This is a genomic window from Paenibacillus sp. OK003 (assembly GCF_900109515.1).
GTDB lineage: Bacteria > Bacillota > Bacilli > Paenibacillales > Paenibacillaceae > Paenibacillus > Paenibacillus marchantiae.
This window is the reverse complement of the sequence record NZ_FOBD01000017.1, coordinates 32,449-49,412: the sequence shown is the minus strand read 5'-3', so window position 1 is coordinate 49,412 and position 16,964 is coordinate 32,449. Positions and strand designations below refer to the sequence as shown.

The 16,964-nt window shown below is 48.4% G+C and carries 14 protein-coding genes; 12 read left to right on the top strand and 2 right to left on the bottom strand.

Annotation, left to right across the window (positions count from 1 at the left end):
• Nucleotides 1–168 precede the first annotated feature (168 nt).
• From BMW94_RS23390 to argH, 4 genes are all read left to right on the top strand, one after another.
• Nucleotides 169–1,425 (top strand): acetylornithine transaminase, encoded by a 1,257-nt coding sequence (locus BMW94_RS23390; RefSeq protein ID WP_091001259.1) that lies wholly within the window; start codon nucleotides 169–171, stop codon nucleotides 1,423–1,425.
• A gap of 200 nt (nucleotides 1,426–1,625) precedes the next feature.
• The gene (gene argF / locus BMW94_RS23385; RefSeq protein ID WP_091001258.1) at nucleotides 1,626–2,594 is read left to right on the top strand and encodes an ornithine carbamoyltransferase; all 969 of its coding nucleotides are present in this window, start codon (nucleotides 1,626–1,628) and stop codon (nucleotides 2,592–2,594) included.
• Between the two features lie 85 nt (nucleotides 2,595–2,679).
• Nucleotides 2,680–3,915 (top strand): argininosuccinate synthase, encoded by a 1,236-nt coding sequence (locus tag BMW94_RS23380; protein WP_091001257.1) that lies wholly within the window; start codon nucleotides 2,680–2,682, stop codon nucleotides 3,913–3,915.
• A gap of 105 nt (nucleotides 3,916–4,020) precedes the next feature.
• Nucleotides 4,021–5,424 carry an argininosuccinate lyase gene (gene argH, locus BMW94_RS23375; protein WP_053779582.1) on the top strand — a complete coding sequence of 468 codons (1,404 nt, stop codon included), beginning with the start codon at nucleotides 4,021–4,023 and terminating at the stop codon, nucleotides 5,422–5,424.
• Between the two features lie 246 nt (nucleotides 5,425–5,670).
• Here argH and BMW94_RS23370 read toward each other — a convergent pair whose 3' ends face one another.
• Nucleotides 5,671–6,459, bottom strand: a complete 789-nt coding sequence (locus tag BMW94_RS23370) for an alpha/beta hydrolase (protein WP_091001256.1) — start codon at nucleotides 6,457–6,459, stop codon at nucleotides 5,671–5,673.
• A 221-nt stretch (nucleotides 6,460–6,680) separates the two neighbouring features.
• Between BMW94_RS23370 and BMW94_RS23365 the strand changes: the two genes are divergently transcribed.
• From BMW94_RS23365 to BMW94_RS23350, 4 genes are all read left to right on the top strand, one after another.
• The gene (locus BMW94_RS23365) at nucleotides 6,681–7,304 is read left to right on the top strand and encodes a YhbD family protein (protein WP_091001255.1); all 624 of its coding nucleotides are present in this window, start codon (nucleotides 6,681–6,683) and stop codon (nucleotides 7,302–7,304) included.
• A gap of 14 nt (nucleotides 7,305–7,318) precedes the next feature.
• A complete protein-coding gene (locus BMW94_RS23360; protein WP_091001254.1) occupies nucleotides 7,319–8,044 on the top strand; it encodes a polymer-forming cytoskeletal protein in 726 nt (241 codons plus the stop codon).
• A 34-nt stretch (nucleotides 8,045–8,078) separates the two neighbouring features.
• Nucleotides 8,079–8,783 (top strand): hypothetical protein, encoded by a 705-nt coding sequence (locus BMW94_RS23355; RefSeq protein ID WP_091001253.1) that lies wholly within the window; start codon nucleotides 8,079–8,081, stop codon nucleotides 8,781–8,783.
• A 73-nt stretch (nucleotides 8,784–8,856) separates the two neighbouring features.
• Nucleotides 8,857–10,419, top strand: a complete 1,563-nt coding sequence (locus tag BMW94_RS23350) for an MDR family MFS transporter (RefSeq protein ID WP_091001252.1) — start codon at nucleotides 8,857–8,859, stop codon at nucleotides 10,417–10,419.
• Between the two features lie 164 nt (nucleotides 10,420–10,583).
• On the opposite strand, the gene BMW94_RS23345 is transcribed toward BMW94_RS23350, so the two are convergent.
• Nucleotides 10,584–12,020, bottom strand: a complete 1,437-nt coding sequence (locus BMW94_RS23345) for a VanW family protein (protein WP_091001251.1) — start codon at nucleotides 12,018–12,020, stop codon at nucleotides 10,584–10,586.
• A gap of 252 nt (nucleotides 12,021–12,272) precedes the next feature.
• On the opposite strand from BMW94_RS23345, the gene ftsE reads away from it, so the two are divergent.
• The 4 genes from ftsE to BMW94_RS23325 all read left to right on the top strand — a co-directional run bounded on the left by ftsE (nucleotide 12,273) and on the right by BMW94_RS23325 (nucleotide 16,902).
• On the top strand, nucleotides 12,273–12,959 hold the full coding sequence (gene ftsE / locus BMW94_RS23340) for a cell division ATP-binding protein FtsE (RefSeq protein ID WP_024631580.1): 687 nt from the start codon (nucleotides 12,273–12,275) through the stop codon (nucleotides 12,957–12,959).
• Entirely contained in the window at nucleotides 12,949–13,866 is a 918-nt protein-coding gene (ftsX, locus tag BMW94_RS23335) for a permease-like cell division protein FtsX (RefSeq protein ID WP_063567509.1), read from the top strand. Before ftsE ends, ftsX begins: the two co-directional genes overlap by 11 nt.
• Nucleotides 13,867–14,020: 154 nt before the next feature.
• On the top strand, nucleotides 14,021–15,298 hold the full coding sequence (locus BMW94_RS23330) for a murein hydrolase activator EnvC family protein (RefSeq protein WP_091001250.1): 1,278 nt from the start codon (nucleotides 14,021–14,023) through the stop codon (nucleotides 15,296–15,298).
• A 134-nt stretch (nucleotides 15,299–15,432) separates the two neighbouring features.
• On the top strand, nucleotides 15,433–16,902 hold the full coding sequence (locus tag BMW94_RS23325; protein ID WP_064641954.1) for a S41 family peptidase: 1,470 nt from the start codon (nucleotides 15,433–15,435) through the stop codon (nucleotides 16,900–16,902).
• Nucleotides 16,903–16,964 lie beyond the last annotated feature (62 nt).

The window sequence follows — 16,964 nt, the reverse complement described above, 5'->3', positions numbered from 1 at the left end:
TTAAGGATCAATCAAAAAAATCCGGGGATAACAGCGATCGAAAGGTTGTTCTGTCATCGAAGTGGAGTATGCGTACGTTCAAAAGATGGTCCTGCAATCGGAGTGGTCTAGTGTAAATTATAGCTCTTATATGATTGCCGTTGCACCAACCAATAGGAGTGATAGGTGATGGCAAAAGGCAATGAACAGCCAGGTTCTGGCACAGCAGTAGCGGGCGTAGCAGCAACAGGTGCAGCGGCAACGACGGAAAGCTCTCTTTTCCAAACGTATGCACGTTATCCAATCAGTCTGGTCAAGGGTAAAGGCAGCTGGCTATGGGATGATCAGGGCAATAAGTATCTTGATTTCATGTGTGGGTTGGCTGTAACGAGTCTGGGCCATGCACCGGAGAAAGTCGGAGCCAAGCTGAAAGCTCAGATTGATGAGCTGTGGCATGTATCCAACCTGTTCCAGATTCCCGGTCAGGAAAAAGCAGCGGCTTTGTTGACAGCAAATACGTGCGCAGACGCTGTATTCTTTTGTAACAGTGGTGCAGAAGCGAATGAAGCGGCAATCAAACTGGCTCGTCGCTATCATCAGAAGGTAAAAGGCACAGGTCGGTACGAAGTTATTACATTTGCCCAGTCTTTCCACGGACGGACACTTGCAACTTTGACAGCAACTGGGCAGGATAAGGTGAAAGAAGGATTTTTGCCATTGCCAGCCGGATTCGTAACCGTACCATTGCATGACACAGCGGCTCTAGAAGCTGCAATCGGACCCAATACAGCAGCGATTATGCTGGAGATGGTGCAAGCCGAGGGTGGCGTGCATCCGGTCAAACCTGATTTTGTCCACCACGTTCGCAAACTGTGTGAAGAGCACGGATTGCTGTTGATTGTAGACGAAGTACAGACCGGAATGGGACGTACAGGCAAACTGTTCGCGCATGAGCATTATGGTATTGAGCCGGACATTTTCACGGTAGCCAAAGGTATTGGTAGTGGATTCCCTGTAGGTGCGATGCTAGGTAAAGGTTATCTGAAGGATGCGTTTACTGCAGGCAGTCATGCAACAACATTTGGCGGTACACCGCTTGCTTCCTCCGTTGTCATTGCAACGATTGAAACCATGCTCGAAGATCACCTGCCAGAACGTGCAGCTGAAATGGGCGAATACCTGATGAACTCTCTGCGGGAGCGTTTGGCTGGTAATTCGTTTGTAAAAGAAGTTCGGGGTATGGGGCTGCTTGTTGGAATCGAATGTGCTGAAGCGGTAGGCGACATCGTGCTTGCTGGTCAGAAACGAGGCATTCTCTTTGTTTCCGCAGGACCGAATGTCATTCGTCTGCTTCCAAACTTGTATGTGAGCAAGGAAGAGATCGATGAGGCGGTATCCTTGGTAGCTACGTTGATTGAAGAGCATGTGGCTGCGAAGAACGCTTAATAAGACTTTATACAACCTTTCTGACTCGGGGCCTTCGCGGGCCTCGAAGCGGAACCAAAATGATGAATCATGAATCCCTGTAGCCGCGCGGTAAACTAGCGGAAGATGAAAGTGAGCAGCCGGATGGCAAGATCTCAACCTTCTATACTCTTCTGCCCATGCGGGTGCAGGGAACCGGAAATAAGGAGGACAACACTAACATGACACAAGCGCAACAGACGGAAAAGGTACAGAAGGTCAATCTTAGAGGCCGTGATTTTATTGAATTTACAGATTATACAGCGGAGGAAATCCGTTATTTGCTGGATCTTGCGATTGAGATTAAAGGCAAACAAAAAAACGGTGTGCCGTATCAGCCACTGCAAGGCAAAACGATCGGACTCATTTTTGAAAAATCTTCTACGCGTACGCGTGTATCCTTTGAAGTCGGCATGTTCCAACTGGGCGGACACGCGCTCTTCCTGAGCAAAAACGATATCCAACTTGGTCGTGGGGAAACGACACATGATACAGCCAAAGTTCTGTCCCGTTACCTGGACGGCATCATGATTCGTACCTTTGGACACCATAATGTGACTGAACTGGCACAACATGCGGATATTCCGGTTATTAACGGCCTGAGCGATGCAGCACATCCATGCCAAGTACTCGCAGATTTCCAAACTGTGCTGGAGCACAAAGGAAAGCTGGAAGGGCTGAAAATGGCTTATGTCGGAGACGGCAATAACATGGCTCATTCCCTTATGCTTGGTGCAGCGAAGATGGGTATGCATGTTGCAATAGCGACTCCGGAAGGCTATGAGCCTGATAGCGCAGTCGTAGAGCAGGCGCGCAGCATTGCACAGGAGAGCGGCTCACAGGTGACTGTAACGTACAGTGCACAGGAAGCTGTGAAAGATGCAGATATCGTGTATACGGATGTATGGGCGAGCATGGGTTTTGAAGAAGAACAGAAGATTCGTGAACAAGCATTTGCTGCGTATCAGGTGGATGAGGAACTGATGAAAGGCGCGAAGCCGGATTATATGTTCCTGCATTGCCTGCCAGCTCACCGTGGAGAAGAAGTGAGTGCTGGAGTGATTGACGGTCCAAACTCCCTGATCTTTGATCAGGCGGAGAACCGACTGCATGCGCAGAAAGCATTGATGGCTGCGTTAATGAGTGAATAGATGCTGTTTGCCTGAATGGGTTGATTTTAGGCACAGATTTCGCGATGATAGATTAAGCAACTGAACTTGGGGAGGACCATCGAACATGGCTAAGGAAAAAATTGTACTCGCTTATTCTGGCGGGTTGGACACATCTGTAATTTTGAAATGGTTGAAAGAAACATATGATGCGGAGATTATCGCATTTACGGCGGATATCGGACAAAAGGATGAACTGGACGGCCTTGAGGAGAAAGCTCTCGCTACAGGCGCTTCCAAAGTGTACATCGACGATCTGCGCGACGAGTTCGTCAAAGATTTCATCTATCCAATGTTCCAGGCTGGTGCCCTTTATGAAGGACAATATCTGCTTGGCACAAGTATCGCACGTCCACTGATCGCTAAACGTATGGTGGATATTGCTCGTGCAGAAGGCGCTACAGCGATTGCTCACGGCGCTACGGGTAAAGGGAATGACCAGGTTCGCTTTGAGCTGAACGCAGCTGCGCTGACACCAGACATTCAAGTCATCGCGCCTTGGCGTCTGGAAGAGTTCCGCAACCAGTTCCCGGGACGTGCCGAAATGATCGCTTACGCTGAAAAACACGGCATTCCGGTAACCGCATCGGCGGCTAAACCGTACTCCACAGACCGTAACCTGCTGCATATCAGCTATGAGAGCGGCGTGCTGGAAGATCCTTGGTTCGATCCAAGTGCGGACGAGAACAAAGACATGTTCCTGCTCAGCAGTGCACCTGAAGATGCACCGGATCAAGCGGAATATGTTGAACTTGAATTCGAACAAGGCGACTGTGTTGCACTGAATGGTGAGCGCTTGAGCCCACTACAAGTGATGGAGCAACTGAACGAACTTGGTGGCAAACATGGTATCGGCCGTGTGGACATGGTAGAGAACCGCTTCGTCGGCATGAAGAGCCGTGGTGTATACGAGACACCAGGTGGAACGATTCTGTTCACGGCACACCGCAAAATGGAATCCATCACGATGGACCGTGAAGTCATGAACCTGCGTGATAGCCTGATCACACGTTACAGCACACTCGTATACAACGGCTTCTGGTTCGCACCGGAACGTCTGGCGCTGCAAGCCCTGGTGACCGAAAGTCAGAAAAATGTAACAGGTACCGTTCGTGTGAAACTGTATAAAGGCAACATCATCGGCGCAGGTGTGAAAAGCCCTGTCAGCCTGTACAACCCGGACATTGCCACAATGGAAGCTGATCCAACACAAGCATACGATCAAGGGGATGCAACGGGCTTTATCCGCCTGAACGCATTGCGTTTGAAAGTAAATTCCGGTGTGGAACAAAACAAAAACTAATTTCATCATGCATATAAAGCATTACGATAATAACTGACAAGGCGGGCCGTTCTTGCACATCTGGCAGGAGCGGCTTTGTCCATGAACGAAAGGGGAGTACTCACTATGAGCAAGCTGTGGGGAGGACGTTTTACCAAACAAACCAATCACCTGGTTGAGGAATATACAGCGTCAATCAACTTTGACAAAGCGTTAGCCGAGGAAGATATTCAAGGAAGTCTGGCTCATGTAACGATGCTCGGCAAATGCGGCATTCTGCCAGCGGAGGATGTAGAGACGATTAAGGAAGGTTTGATCACTGTTCTGCATAAAATCCGTGCAGGCGAAGTGGAATTCTCCGTATCGGATGAAGACATCCACATGAACATTGAGAAAAACCTGATCGACACCATCGGCCCTGTAGGCGGCAAATTACATACAGGACGCAGCCGGAATGACCAAGTGGCAACCGATATGCACTTGTACTTGCGTGAGCGCGTAGTTGGATTTGTTGGCATGCTGCACTCGTTGCAGGAAGCGCTGATCGGACAAGCCAAAGATAATCTTGATACGATTGTACCGGGATATACGCATCTTCAACGTGCACAACCGATTCTGTTCGCTCATCACCTGATGGCGTATGTATCGATGTTCCAACGGGATGCAGAGCGTCTTATGGACAGCTACAAACGCATTAACGTTTTGCCACTGGGTGCAGGTGCGCTTGCAGGCACAACGTTCCCAATTGACCGTCATTTTGTGGCGGAACAACTGGGCTTCGATGGTGTATATGAGAACAGTCTGGACGCGGTCAGCGACCGTGACTTTATCGTAGAGTTCCTGGCAGCCGCTTCACTGATCATGACTCACTTGTCCCGTCTGAGCGAAGAGTTGGTACTTTGGAGCAGCACGGAGTTTGGATTTGTTGAATTGGATGATGCATTCTGCACGGGCAGCAGCATTATGCCACAGAAGAAAAATCCAGACGTTCCGGAACTCGTTCGTGGTAAAACAGGACGTGTGTACGGCAACCTGATCGGTTTGCTGACAGTGCTGAAATCTCTTCCGCTCGCTTACAACAAAGACATGCAGGAAGACAAGGAAGGCATGTTTGACACGGTAGCGACGCTGGAAGGTGCACTTCAATTGTTCGCTCCGATGATTGCAACGATGACGGTCAACAAGGGTCGGATGCGTCAAGCAGTCAATCAGGATTTCTCCAACGCTACAGATATTGCGGACTTCCTCGTGGGCGAAGGTTTGCCATTCCGCCAAGCGCATGAAGTTATCGGTAAGACGGTATTGTATTGTATCCAGAACGGCAAGTATTTGCTGGATCTGACCATCGATGAATTCCGTCAGTTCTCTCCGTTGTTCGATGAGCGTATTTACGATGTGCTGCAACCAGAAGCGGTTGTAAATGCTCGTAATGTTTACGGCGGAACAGCTTCCAATCAGGTGGCTGAGGCGATTGGACGTAGTGAAAAGGTGCTGGAAATTACGGAGCAATGGATCACCAATCGAGGATAATAAAGCATTTACTATAATGAAATAAAGATATACAACGCAAAAGCAGGCCGAGAATTTCTTCTCAAGGGCCTGCTTTTTGTGTATTACAACGATTTAGATATGTTCAACTCAACATTTACTGGATAACAGCGATCGGAAGATTAATCTGTCATTGGAGTGCCAGTGTAAATATTCATTAGTTGAACTTATATAGTTATTTCTGTACATATCTAACTAAAATGCAGTGGCTTCATTTAAATTTCTCGACTACTTACGTTCACGCAAAGGCAACCATTTCAGCACATTCTGGATCTTCTCGTCCCAATATCCCCAGTCATGTCCACCGGGTTCTTCCTCGTACGTCAGCTGGAAATCGGTCTGTGCACAAGCTTGACGGAACGATTGATTCTCTTCATACAGGAAATCTTCTGTTCCACAGCATTGGTAGAGCAAAGGTTTTGGGCCCTGAATTGCTTTGCTTTCTTCAAGTAGATGCAGCAAGTCATTCTCCGAGCCTTTAATTTCTGCTCCGAAAATCCGCTTGAATTCAGCATCACTTAATGCCTTAACAATTCGGTTGTCCATATGTGCTACCATGTCGAGCGCTCCGGACAAACTTGCCGCGGCGGCGTACTGCTCCGGTTTGTGAAGTGCCAGCTTGAATGCTCCATAGCCACCCATGGACAAGCCGGCAACAAAGTTGTCCTCACGTTTGTGTGAAAGCGGGAAGAAGGAACGTGCAAGTGCAGGCAGCTCTTCACTGATGAATGTCCAGTAGCGTCCACCTTCCGCCATATCCGTATAGAAGCTGCGATGTACCTGAGGCATCACAACGGCAATACCGAGGTCCGCAACATATCGTTCAATGGATGTTCGGCGCAGCCAGATGGAGTCATCATCTGATAGCCCGTGCAGCAGATACAGCGTGGGATGTAACCCCTGGCCGGATACGTTCTCCATGCCAATCTGATTGTGGGTCTGTTGTGGAAGAATGACATGCATGCTGGTGCTCAGACCAAGCGTGTCAGAGTAAAAGTCGCATTTAATAAGTGCCATGTATAGGAGAAACCCCTTTCATAAGTCCATTAACGATGTGTCCAGACCCGATTCAATAGGATGGGATCTGAATCCATAATGGTTCCATAGTATCTATAATAAACAGGTTATACGCAAAGCCTTTTCATTGCAATAATAAGAAATTCTCCACTAGTTATTCACGTTCTTTACAGCGTAACAATGTTATGTTACACTGTTTTCAACACAAAGGGGGACCATATATGACGGATGATTTGATCTCCAAAAAAGAATTGCTGGACCTGACGGGTATCTCCTACGGCCAGTTGTACCGCTGGAAACGGAAGAATCTCATTCCGGAGGAATGGTTTATTCGGAAGTCGTCCTATACGGGACAAGAAACTTTTTTTCCAAAACAACAGATTTTACTGCGGATTGACAAGATACTCAATATGAAAGACGGCTTGTCACTGGATGAACTGGCAGACGTATTTTCACCAACGTTGGGTGAAGTGGAAATGTCCGCTCAGGAGCTGTTAGAGCGAAACATTGTTTCGAACATTTCACTTGAGCTGTTGAAAGAAGCGGGTCGGGAGCGGCCGCTGTATGCTTTGGAGCAGATTATGATGCTCTATGTACTCGATAAGCTGCTAATGAGCGGAGATATTACCCGGCAGGAGGGTACGCTGCTGATCGATGTCATGTCCGAGCATTATTATCGTTTCACAGGCAAACCAAGCGAGCTGGTGCTTATTCGCAAGATGGGTGTCCCTTCATTCTTGCTGGTAACGGCAGGAACAGAGCTTTATTTTGACAATGGAGTGAAGGTCGTTCTCAGGCAGCCAATGGGGACGTTCATGGAAGAATTAAAACTCAAATTGGGATAAGGAGAGGATCATATATGGAGGAACGTAATTTGCGCAATGATCTGAACGTAGCGGGCATGAGCCAAACGGCAGGCGGGAATTTTCACCGGGTATCTATCGATGGCATGGCTAAAGTAAACGGTAACCTGGACTGTACCTCCCTGAATGTGAATGGAACAATGAAGATGCACGGAGCTTTGAGCTCAGAGAGTGCAACAATCAACGGTATGTGCACGCTGAACGGTCCCTTGATGAGCTCTCGTGTTCGTGTGGATGGCTTAACAACCATTAACGGAGACCTCCGAAGCCCTGAGCTTGAAGTCAACGGGAAGTGTACTGTACGCGGTCGGGTAGATGGGGAACGGATCGATATTGGTGGCGTGATTGATATCGAAGGCGACGTACAATGTGAGTCTTTGAATGTACAGGGCAATATTAAAATTAGTGGCTTTCTGAATGCGGGAACGGTAGAGATCAGGCTGCATACATCCTCTTCGGCCAAAGAAATTGGCGGGGAACGCATCGATATTCGTCGTAAGGAACAGACTGGTTTTTGGAAAAGTATTGGCCTGGGGGGCACACCTTCATTTAAGTCATCCTTAATTGAGGGGGATGAAATCGTGCTGGAAGATACCGAGGCTGATATTGTTCGTGGCAGCAAGGTTCATATCGGTCGTGGCTGTAACATCAGGTTGGTCGAATATTCGGGTGAACTAGAGGTTGATCCAGACGCCAAGGTGGGCAGCAGTCAGCGGATTTAAGTTTTAATTTGTTTTGACCTGGAGAGAAAGGGATGTGATCGATTTGAATAACCATATTGCTGGTTCATTGGCTAAAAAACACGATATTAGCATCATCGGCGACGGCAGTTCTTCTGGCGGTGTGTACGGCAAGGTCAAGGTCGTGGGGGATTCCTCATTTAACGATAATCTGATCTGTGATCAATTCAAATGCACTGGCACATCGGTCGTATACGGATCTCTGGAATCAACCGATATCAAAATTACAGGAACCCTTACCCTGAAAGAGCGGGCTGCTGCCGGCGACGAAGATCAGGAGGGCGATTTTTCCTCTAACCTGTATGCCAAAGCTGAACATATGAAAATAGTAGGCGAGCTTCATGTGTCAGGCGATTGTCAGGTGGAGAATATGAAGCTGAATGGCCGTTTTACGATAACGGGTATGCTCAGTGCCGAACATATGACACTCAAAATTATGGGGCCATCTGAGGTGAAGGAAATGGGCGGTTCCATCATTTCAGTGAAGAGTTCGCGGGGGAAACTGCTGGAGGGTTTGTTCACTGGTAACAAATCGATTCTCAAAGTGAACATGATCGAAGGCGACGAAATTGAACTTGAGAACACGGAGGCCGAGGTTGTACGAGGGGATAAAATAAAAATTGGCCCAGGCTGCCGGATTGGTACAGTAGAATACCGCTCTTCTCTGCAAATTCATCCACAATCGGAAGTTTTGGTGCAAAGCAATCGGTCCTTGGACTGATTATCCGCCGTAACTTTTCGGATATACTAATTCAGTCATATGAATCGGATGTGAATGGGAGAGATTGAGTAGAATGGCTACACGTAGAAATAATATTGGATTGGTGCTGGCAGGGTTACTGCTGAGCATACTGATGGCTTCGATGGACAATACCATCGTGGCAACAGCTATGGGCGATATTGTCGGGAAGCTGGGTGGACTCGACAAGTTCGTATGGGTGACTTCCGCTTACATGGTGGCCGAGATGGCGGGTATGCCAATCTTCGGTAAGTTATCCGACATGTACGGACGAAAGAAGTTTTTTGTTTTCGGAATACTGGTATTTATGCTCGGATCTGCGTTATGTGGAACGGCAACATCAATCGTTGAGTTGACGATGTACAGAGCTATTCAGGGTATTGGTGCAGGTGCATTGGTGCCGATTGCCTTTACGATCATGTTTGATGTGGTGGCACCGGAATCACGCGGCAAATTGGGCGGTTTGTTCGGAGCCGTGTTTGGTTTATCCAGCGTATTTGGTCCGCTGCTGGGTGCTTACATTACGGAGTATGCGACATGGGAATGGGTATTTTATATCAACCTGCCGCTTGGTCTGATTGCGTTTGTGTTTATTGCATTTTTCTACAAAGAATCTCATCAGCATCAATCCCAACAGATTGACTGGCTCGGTGCAATCACACTGATTGGTGCGGTAGTCTGTCTCATCTTCGGACTTGAACTGGGTGGCAAAACGTATGCCTGGGGCTCGTGGCAGATCCTTGGTTTGTTTGCCGGATTCGTGGTGCTAGCGCTGCTCTTCCTGTTTGCAGAAACGAGAGCCAAGGAACCCATCATCTCCTTCGGGATGTTCCGTAACCGGGTGTACTGGTCCAGTAACGTTATTGGCATGTTCAGTGGTGCGGCGTTTATTACCGCATCCGTATACATTCCAATCTTCATCCAGGGGGTACTCGGTGGCAAAGCGACCAACTCTGGTCTCGTGTTATTGCCCATGATGTTGGGTTCCGTTGTGACGGCTTCCATGGGTGGCGTACTGATGACCAAAATCAAGTACCGGAACATTATGATTCCTACGCTGGCCTTGCTGGTGGTTGGTCTTGGATTGCTGACAACGCTGGATGAAACTTCATCTCTATGGACGATACGTATATTCATGGTGATGATTGGTCTCGGTGTCGGGGCGTCGTTCTCGGTACTCAGCAATGCAGCCATGAACGCGTTTGAACCGCAAAGACGCGGAGCGGCAAGCTCCACACTTAACTTCCTGCGTTCACTTGGGATGACGATGGGCATTACGATCTTTGGTATCGTGCAGAGTCAGGTATTTACGCGCAAAATGAATGATGCCCTCGCCGGATCAGCGGCGGAAGCGGGTGGAGCTGGTGCTCCTGCAGCAGGCGGCGTGCCTCAGGGAGTGAATCTGAGCGATCCACATGCGTTGCTGTCGCCAGAGCTGAGAAAGGCGATTCCGCCTCAGGTACTGGACGCCATTACGCACGCGTTGTCTTCATCTATCGTGCAGCTCTTTGCCTGGGCTGCGATCCCGGCTGCACTCGCGTTGATAGCTTCTTTCTTCATGGGTAATGAGAAGATGGTTATCAGCGAGGAGCAGAAAGAGTACACAGGCGGACATTAAAAGGTTTCAGTCTAATCAATACACAATATGTATCTGTAAAACAAACGAAAGACACATCTCTCGAGGGACCCATAATGGGGAACAGGAGATGTGTCTTTTTCTATTTGTAATTCGTTTGATGAGTTGAGCCTATCCTATCCATGTGCACGCATGTGAAAAAAAGATTAAGGCTGCTTCGTGTCACTTATGCCATCCTCTACAACAGAAGGTTCCTGAGGGTCGGGCAGGTTAATATGACCGGAAGAACGGGCGATCAGGCGATTCTGGGCTTTGTACGTGTCACGAGTAATGGTCTTGGATTCGACGACTTTTCCATCCACCTTTTTGGTACGCAGCGTCTCTACAATATATCCGGGTTGACCGTTTTGGAGCACCTGTTGGGCACCGTCAGGCAGCACATTACTCGATACATATTTGACGGGAGCACTTAATGTCTCAATTGTACGGGATTCCAGGGCATAACTGACGTTCTCCGGGAAGGTCCCGAAAAATTTGACGGTTAAGCTTCCGCCTTCCACTTTGGCATAAATGAGCAGAGACTTGCCGGTATTGTTTTTGAACCGAAAATTGATGGAACCTGAGGCGAACGTAGCATCCAGTCCCTTCGGCAAATATTTGACGGGCAGGGAGTGGTTGCGGCGTTCTACAATGTCCAGTCCGGTCAACAGGGCAGCATTGTAAACCGTGCTCGATACCTGGCAGATACCGCCCCCAATGCCGGGGGTCAGCTGCCCATTCACGATAACCGGGGCTTCCCGGAAACCATAGTCCTCCTCGGCCTTGCGAATGACCTTCTCATAATCAAACGTACCATTTGGTGGCAAAATCATACCGTTAACGGCTTGCGCTGCTGCGCTGACGTTATGTATCCGGCCTGCGCTGCTGTTTCCGAGGCTAGTTGAGAACTGAATGATCTTCCGGTCAATTCCTTCTTGGCGCAGCGAGTCGAGAGTCACTTCGGGCTGCAGCGTATACAACGGCAGCTGAATCAACAGCGGGTTGGGCTTCGCATCTTGGTCCAGTGGAGCGAAACCCCGGTGCAGCTTAGCCTGCATCAGGCTCGCGAGTTCATCCCAGGCGATCCGGCGGACGCCTTTTTCCGGGATGTACTGGACCTTGTCACTTGCGGTAATGCGGCGAACGGCGTTCGCGGGTGTACCGAAGGTTTCCTTTTCCCAGGCAGGGGTAAGCTGCTCTTTCAGTGTTTTTGAATTATACGTCAGCTTCAGGGGCCATTCCTTGATGAAATGATATCGGGCATAAGCGCGCTCCCACAGATTGCCTTCATCCAGCTGCTGCACAGCTGTCCGGAAGTCGTCAGCACTGTAGCGTGCGCCTGTCTGGGCGGCGGTGAACGTCATTGCTCTGGGTGTAGAACCGTCAACCTCCAGGGTGATCGGCCACGCTTCCATTTGTTTCAATCGTTCATCCAGTCCCAGTAGAACTTCCTTGCGCTTCACGCCCTCAACCGACCACTCCCCAACACGTACCCCTGCCGGTAGAGCGGGTTGGTTCACGTACATATACAGCAATCCATAGGACGCGGAACCGATTAATAGGATGGAGAACAGTACAATGACCATCAAATGTATTTTTTTCATATCCGTACGCTCCTTTGTACTTCTGTTGTTCCGCATTTCGTAACACTTTCCATATATATGATCCAATGATGGAAAACTTTCGGGTACTCAATAGGTAACAAATTTGTTACAATAAAATTCATATGAATCCATGCTTCACCATCGAAAAAAGGGCGAAATGGATTTTCCCTGATGAAATTCAGGTCTTTTTAAAGGAAATGCCGGGATTGTGTCGAAATGATAATGGCTAACTATGCAACGGGAAGTGATGATGTGATAGAAATGCAGGACGTGTGGAAGACCTACGCCAATGGTACCCACGCATTACAAGGGGTGTCGGTGAAGATCGACCGCAATGAATTTGTCTATATCGTCGGTCCGTCCGGCGCAGGCAAATCGACATTTATGAAATTGATGTACAGGGAAGAAGTTCCTACCAAAGGACAAATATCCATTAACGGATTTAATATCGGAAAGTTAAAGCCACGCAAGATTCCTTATGTACGCCGGAATATCGGTGTTGTGTTCCAGGATTTCCGATTGCTGCCACGCATGACGGCATTTGAGAACGTGGCATTTGCCATGGAAGTTATTGAAGCACCGAAGCGCCATATCAAGAAACGAGTGATGGAAGTGCTTGATCTGGTGGGATTGCGCAGTAAGGCGAACCGTGAACCTTCACAGTTGTCGGGTGGGGAACAGCAGCGTATTGCCATCGCACGTGCCATCGTGAATAATCCGTCTGTCATTATCGCGGACGAGCCTACGGGGAACCTTGATCCGGAGACGTCATGGGGCATTATGCAGCTGTTGGATGAAATTAATTTTCGCGGAACCACCATTGTTATGGCGACCCACAACAAGGATATCGTTAATACGATGCGTAAACGGGTTATTGCGATTGAACGGGGACAGATTGTACGGGATCAGATGAGAGGAGAATACGGTTATGAATTTTAGTACTCTCTTGCGCCATTTACGGGAGGGATTCAAAAACGTATTCCGCAACGGCTGGATGTCCGTGGCCTCCATCATGTCCATTATCGTGTCTCTGCTCATTCTGGGCGTGTTCATGCTGCTGGTGCTCAATGTGAATTCCATGGCCAACCAGGTGGACAGTCAGGTCGAGATCAGTACGTTTCTCGAGCTGAACGTGGATGAAAATCTGCGTAACACGCTCGAGCAGGAAATCAGTGCGATGCCTGAAGTCAGTGAAATTCGTTTTGTCTCCAAAGAAGAGGGACTCAAAGAGTTCCGTGAACGTCTCGGAGAAAGTGCAGACAATGTGCTAAGCGGTTTCGATGTGGATAACAATCCACTGCCGGAGACCATTGAAGTAGAGGTCATTGAACCGGAAACCGTCACTTTTGTGGCGCAAAAAATCGAAGCATTGAACGATAAACACCCAGAGAAGCCGATTATGAAAGTGAACTACGGCAAGGAAACGGTGGAAGTGTTGTTCAAATTTACGAAGCTTGTCCGGAATATCGGATTTATTTTTGTTGGGGGACTGGGTCTGATGTCCATGTTCCTGATCTCGAATACGATTCGCGTAACGATTCTGGCCCGGCGCCGGGAGATCGGTATTATGAAACTGGTTGGAGCAACCAACACGTTCATTCGCTGGCCTTTCTTTGTCGAAGGGGCATTGATTGGATTGATCGGTTCGGCGATTACGGTAGCGGTACTGTTCTTCGGTTACAGCCGCCTGATGGCTACGATCGGTCAGGATGTATTCATGCAGATGCTTAATCTGATTCCACTCGGTGATATTTGGCTGCTGTTTGGAACACTGTTGATCGGACTGGGTGTGCTGGTTGGTATTTTGGGAAGCACATTGTCCATCCGCAAATCGCTTAACGTTTAATCGAAAAAGAATGGCAAAGCAGGTTCACAACTGAACGCTGTTTGACGATATGTAGTAAAGACGGAGTCTTTAGTGTAAAGAAAGCAAAAGAACATGCTGTTCACCACCTGTGCAGGTTGCTTTCTTGTGAATTCATAGGATGGGGGATCACATTTTGAAAAAAACAGCTTCGCTGCTGGCCTTAACGTTATTGGCCAGTTTGACGCTTCAACCTTCTGACGGATATGCCAAGAGTAGCATTAGCGACATTGATCAGCAGATTCAGCAACTGGAGAGCAAGGCGGCTTCGGCCAAAAAGGAGCAGCAAAAGGCTGCCAGCAACAAAAAGGAAGCTCAACATTACAAGAACAAGACCAATGCTTACTTGAAAGTCGTCATGGAGCAGATCAATGTAGTTAGTGATGAGCTGGCAAACGTATCCTTGCAGATTGAAAATACGGAAGAGGATCTTCGGACAACGAAAAAAGATCTGCAGGCCGCAGAAGAACGTATCGTTGCAAGGGAGAAATTACTTGAATCACGTGTACGGCTGATGTATACAGACGGTGCCGTTTCTTATCTCGATGTGTTGTTAACTTCCACAAGCTTCTCCGATTTCTTGACTCGTGCCGATTCACTGAAAACGATTGTGGATCAGGATCAGCATCTGCTGGATGAACACAAAAAGGACAAGCAGCTCGTCGTGGACAAAAAAGCAGAACTCGATGTGCAATATGCAGAAGCCAAGAGTCTGTATGCGCAGAAGAAACAGCGTAAGTCCCAATTGAATGAGAAGGAACAGGAGAAGCAAGTGCTTCTCGCTTCCTATGATGCTAAAATTGAAGAGTCTGAAGAGCTGACGCAAGAACAGGAAGACGTATTGATGCAGATTGCCAGCAAGCGTTCGGCCCTTCTGCAAGAGAAAAATAAATTGCGTGAGCAGCAAGCGGCGGCGGCCGCCAAAGCAAAAGCAGCTGCTGCTGCACGTGCCGCTGCTGCTGCGAAGGCGCCGACCAAGGTCAGCTCCAACAGCAGTAGCAGCACATACTCCAGTGGTAACGGCATCTTTGGCATGCCAGTATCAGGTGCGCGTGTATCTTCCGGTTTTGGACCTCGTATTCACCCGATCACGGGTGAAGTAGGTAAAATGCATGCAGGTGTAGACTTTGCTGTTGCTCAAGGAACGTCCGTTCATGCCGCTTCAGGCGGAATCGTCATCATGGCTGAATGGTATAGCGGATATGGTTACACCGTCATTGTTGACCATGGAGGCGGATTATGGACGCTATATGGTCATTTACGTGAAGGCGGATTTAAGGTTAGCAAGGGTGACACGGTAAGCCGTGGCGATATTATCGCTGAATCAGGTAGTACAGGCAACTCTACTGGACCGCATTTGCATTTTGAAGTACGTGATAATGGAACAGCTGTGAATCCATTTAACTATTTGTAGTTTTTAGCCAACAGTTGGAATGGAACAAACATATTCCGTACAAGCTAGGCATATACTAAGCTGGCATGTTCAGGGAATGATTCACGGAACAATTGAATTTGACACGCTTCAATACTAAAGGCGGTGACAAACGGATGATGAAGAAAAGATCGGCCCTGCTGCTTGTCATTGTAGCCCTTCTCGGAGGCAGCCTGCTTACGCTGGTGCTGATGAGCTCTCCTGGCTTGGCACAGACGACACCTGGCGAAGGATTGCTCGCCAGCGTTACTGGCAGTTCGCAGCAGAAGAACGATTTGAAGAAGATTGAAACCGCGATGGATTTGATCTCAAGCAACTATTATAAAGACGTGGATCGAACCAAACTGATTGATGGTGCGATCAACGGCATGATGGAATCCCTTGGTGATCCGTACTCCAACTATATGGGGCAGGAAACAGCAGCCCAGTTCGAGGAGTCGATTGAAGGTTCATTTACCGGAATCGGCGCAGAGGTATCCTCACAGGACGGGAATGTCGTAGTGGTATCACCGATCAAAGGATCACCTGCCGAGAAAGCGGGTATTCGCGCGAAAGACATGATCATGTCCGTGAATGGTGAATCTCTGCAAGGTTTGGAACTGAACAAAGCCGTTAACAAAATCAGAGGTCCAAAAGGCAGTGAAGCGAAGGTACAGGTTAAACGTGCCGGATCTTCCGAACTGATTGACTTTGTCATTGTACGTGATGACATTGATCTGGAGACGGTGTACGCCCACATGGAGGATAACGGTGTTGGTGTGATTACGATCACCCAATTCTCGCTGAACACAGGAGATCGTTTTAAGGAAGAACTGGCGAAGCTGGAGAAGCAGAACATGAAGGGCCTGATCATTGATGTTCGTAATGACCCGGGTGGTGTTTTGCAGGTCGTTATTGATATTGCAGAGCAATTTGTTCCGAAAGGCAAAGTTATTGTTCAAGTCGAAGACAAGAACGGTAAAAAGGAACAAAGCAAATCGAACGGATCAGGTAAATCGTACCCCATTACGGTATTGATGAACAAAGGAAGCGCGAGTGCGTCGGAAATTTTGGCTGGTGCATTGCAACAGTCGGCAGGCGCAACGCTGGTTGGAGAAAACTCCTTTGGTAAAGGAACCGTACAAACGAGTTATGACAAGCAGATGGGTGATGGCAGTCTGCTGAAAATCACCATCGCGAAATGGCTGACTCCGAACGGAGACTGGATTCATGAAAAAGGGATCAAACCGGATATCGCGGTGAACCAGCCGGATTACTTCTCGGTGGCACCAATCAACAAAGAAAAATTACCTTTGAAATACGACAGCAATAGCACGGATGTGAAAAGTGCGCAGACGATGCTGAGAGGACTTGACTTTAAGCCGGATCGTGTAGACGGATACTATGACCAGAAGACAGAAGAAGCGGTCAAAGCATTCCAGAAACAAAAAGGCATTCAGGCAACGGGCCAGATTGATGAGAAAACCGCGGAATCACTGGAAGCGGCTCTGATTGAACGCATTGCCAATCCTCAATATGATGCACAGCTGAAGCGCGCGATCGAAAATGTCTCAAAGGATATTTCGTCCGCAGTGTCGAAGCCATAAAGAAGGCTGATTTTCAGCCTTCTTTTTTTCTGAACCGGCTGAAGGAGAGGGGTGACCGTCCA

Excerpts from the sequence above, each read along its gene's own strand:
- BMW94_RS23390 (WP_091001259.1), top strand. The coding sequence starts at position 169 with ATGGCAAAAGGCAATGAACAGCCAGGTTCTGGCACAGCAGTAGCGGGC.
- argF (WP_091001258.1), top strand. The coding sequence starts at position 1,626 with ATGACACAAGCGCAACAGACGGAAAAGGTACAGAAGGTCAATCTTAGA.
- BMW94_RS23380 (WP_091001257.1), top strand. The coding sequence starts at position 2,680 with ATGGCTAAGGAAAAAATTGTACTCGCTTATTCTGGCGGGTTGGACACA.
- argH (WP_053779582.1), top strand. The coding sequence starts at position 4,021 with ATGAGCAAGCTGTGGGGAGGACGTTTTACCAAACAAACCAATCACCTG.
- BMW94_RS23370 (WP_091001256.1), bottom strand. The coding sequence starts at position 6,459 with ATGGCACTTATTAAATGCGACTTTTACTCTGACACGCTTGGTCTGAGC.
- BMW94_RS23365 (WP_091001255.1), top strand. The coding sequence starts at position 6,681 with ATGACGGATGATTTGATCTCCAAAAAAGAATTGCTGGACCTGACGGGT.
- BMW94_RS23360 (WP_091001254.1), top strand. The coding sequence starts at position 7,319 with ATGGAGGAACGTAATTTGCGCAATGATCTGAACGTAGCGGGCATGAGC.
- BMW94_RS23350 (WP_091001252.1), top strand. The coding sequence starts at position 8,857 with ATGGCTACACGTAGAAATAATATTGGATTGGTGCTGGCAGGGTTACTG.
- BMW94_RS23345 (WP_091001251.1), bottom strand. The coding sequence starts at position 12,020 with ATGAAAAAAATACATTTGATGGTCATTGTACTGTTCTCCATCCTATTA.
- ftsX (WP_063567509.1), top strand. The coding sequence starts at position 12,949 with ATGAATTTTAGTACTCTCTTGCGCCATTTACGGGAGGGATTCAAAAAC.
- BMW94_RS23325 (WP_064641954.1), top strand. The coding sequence starts at position 15,433 with ATGATGAAGAAAAGATCGGCCCTGCTGCTTGTCATTGTAGCCCTTCTC.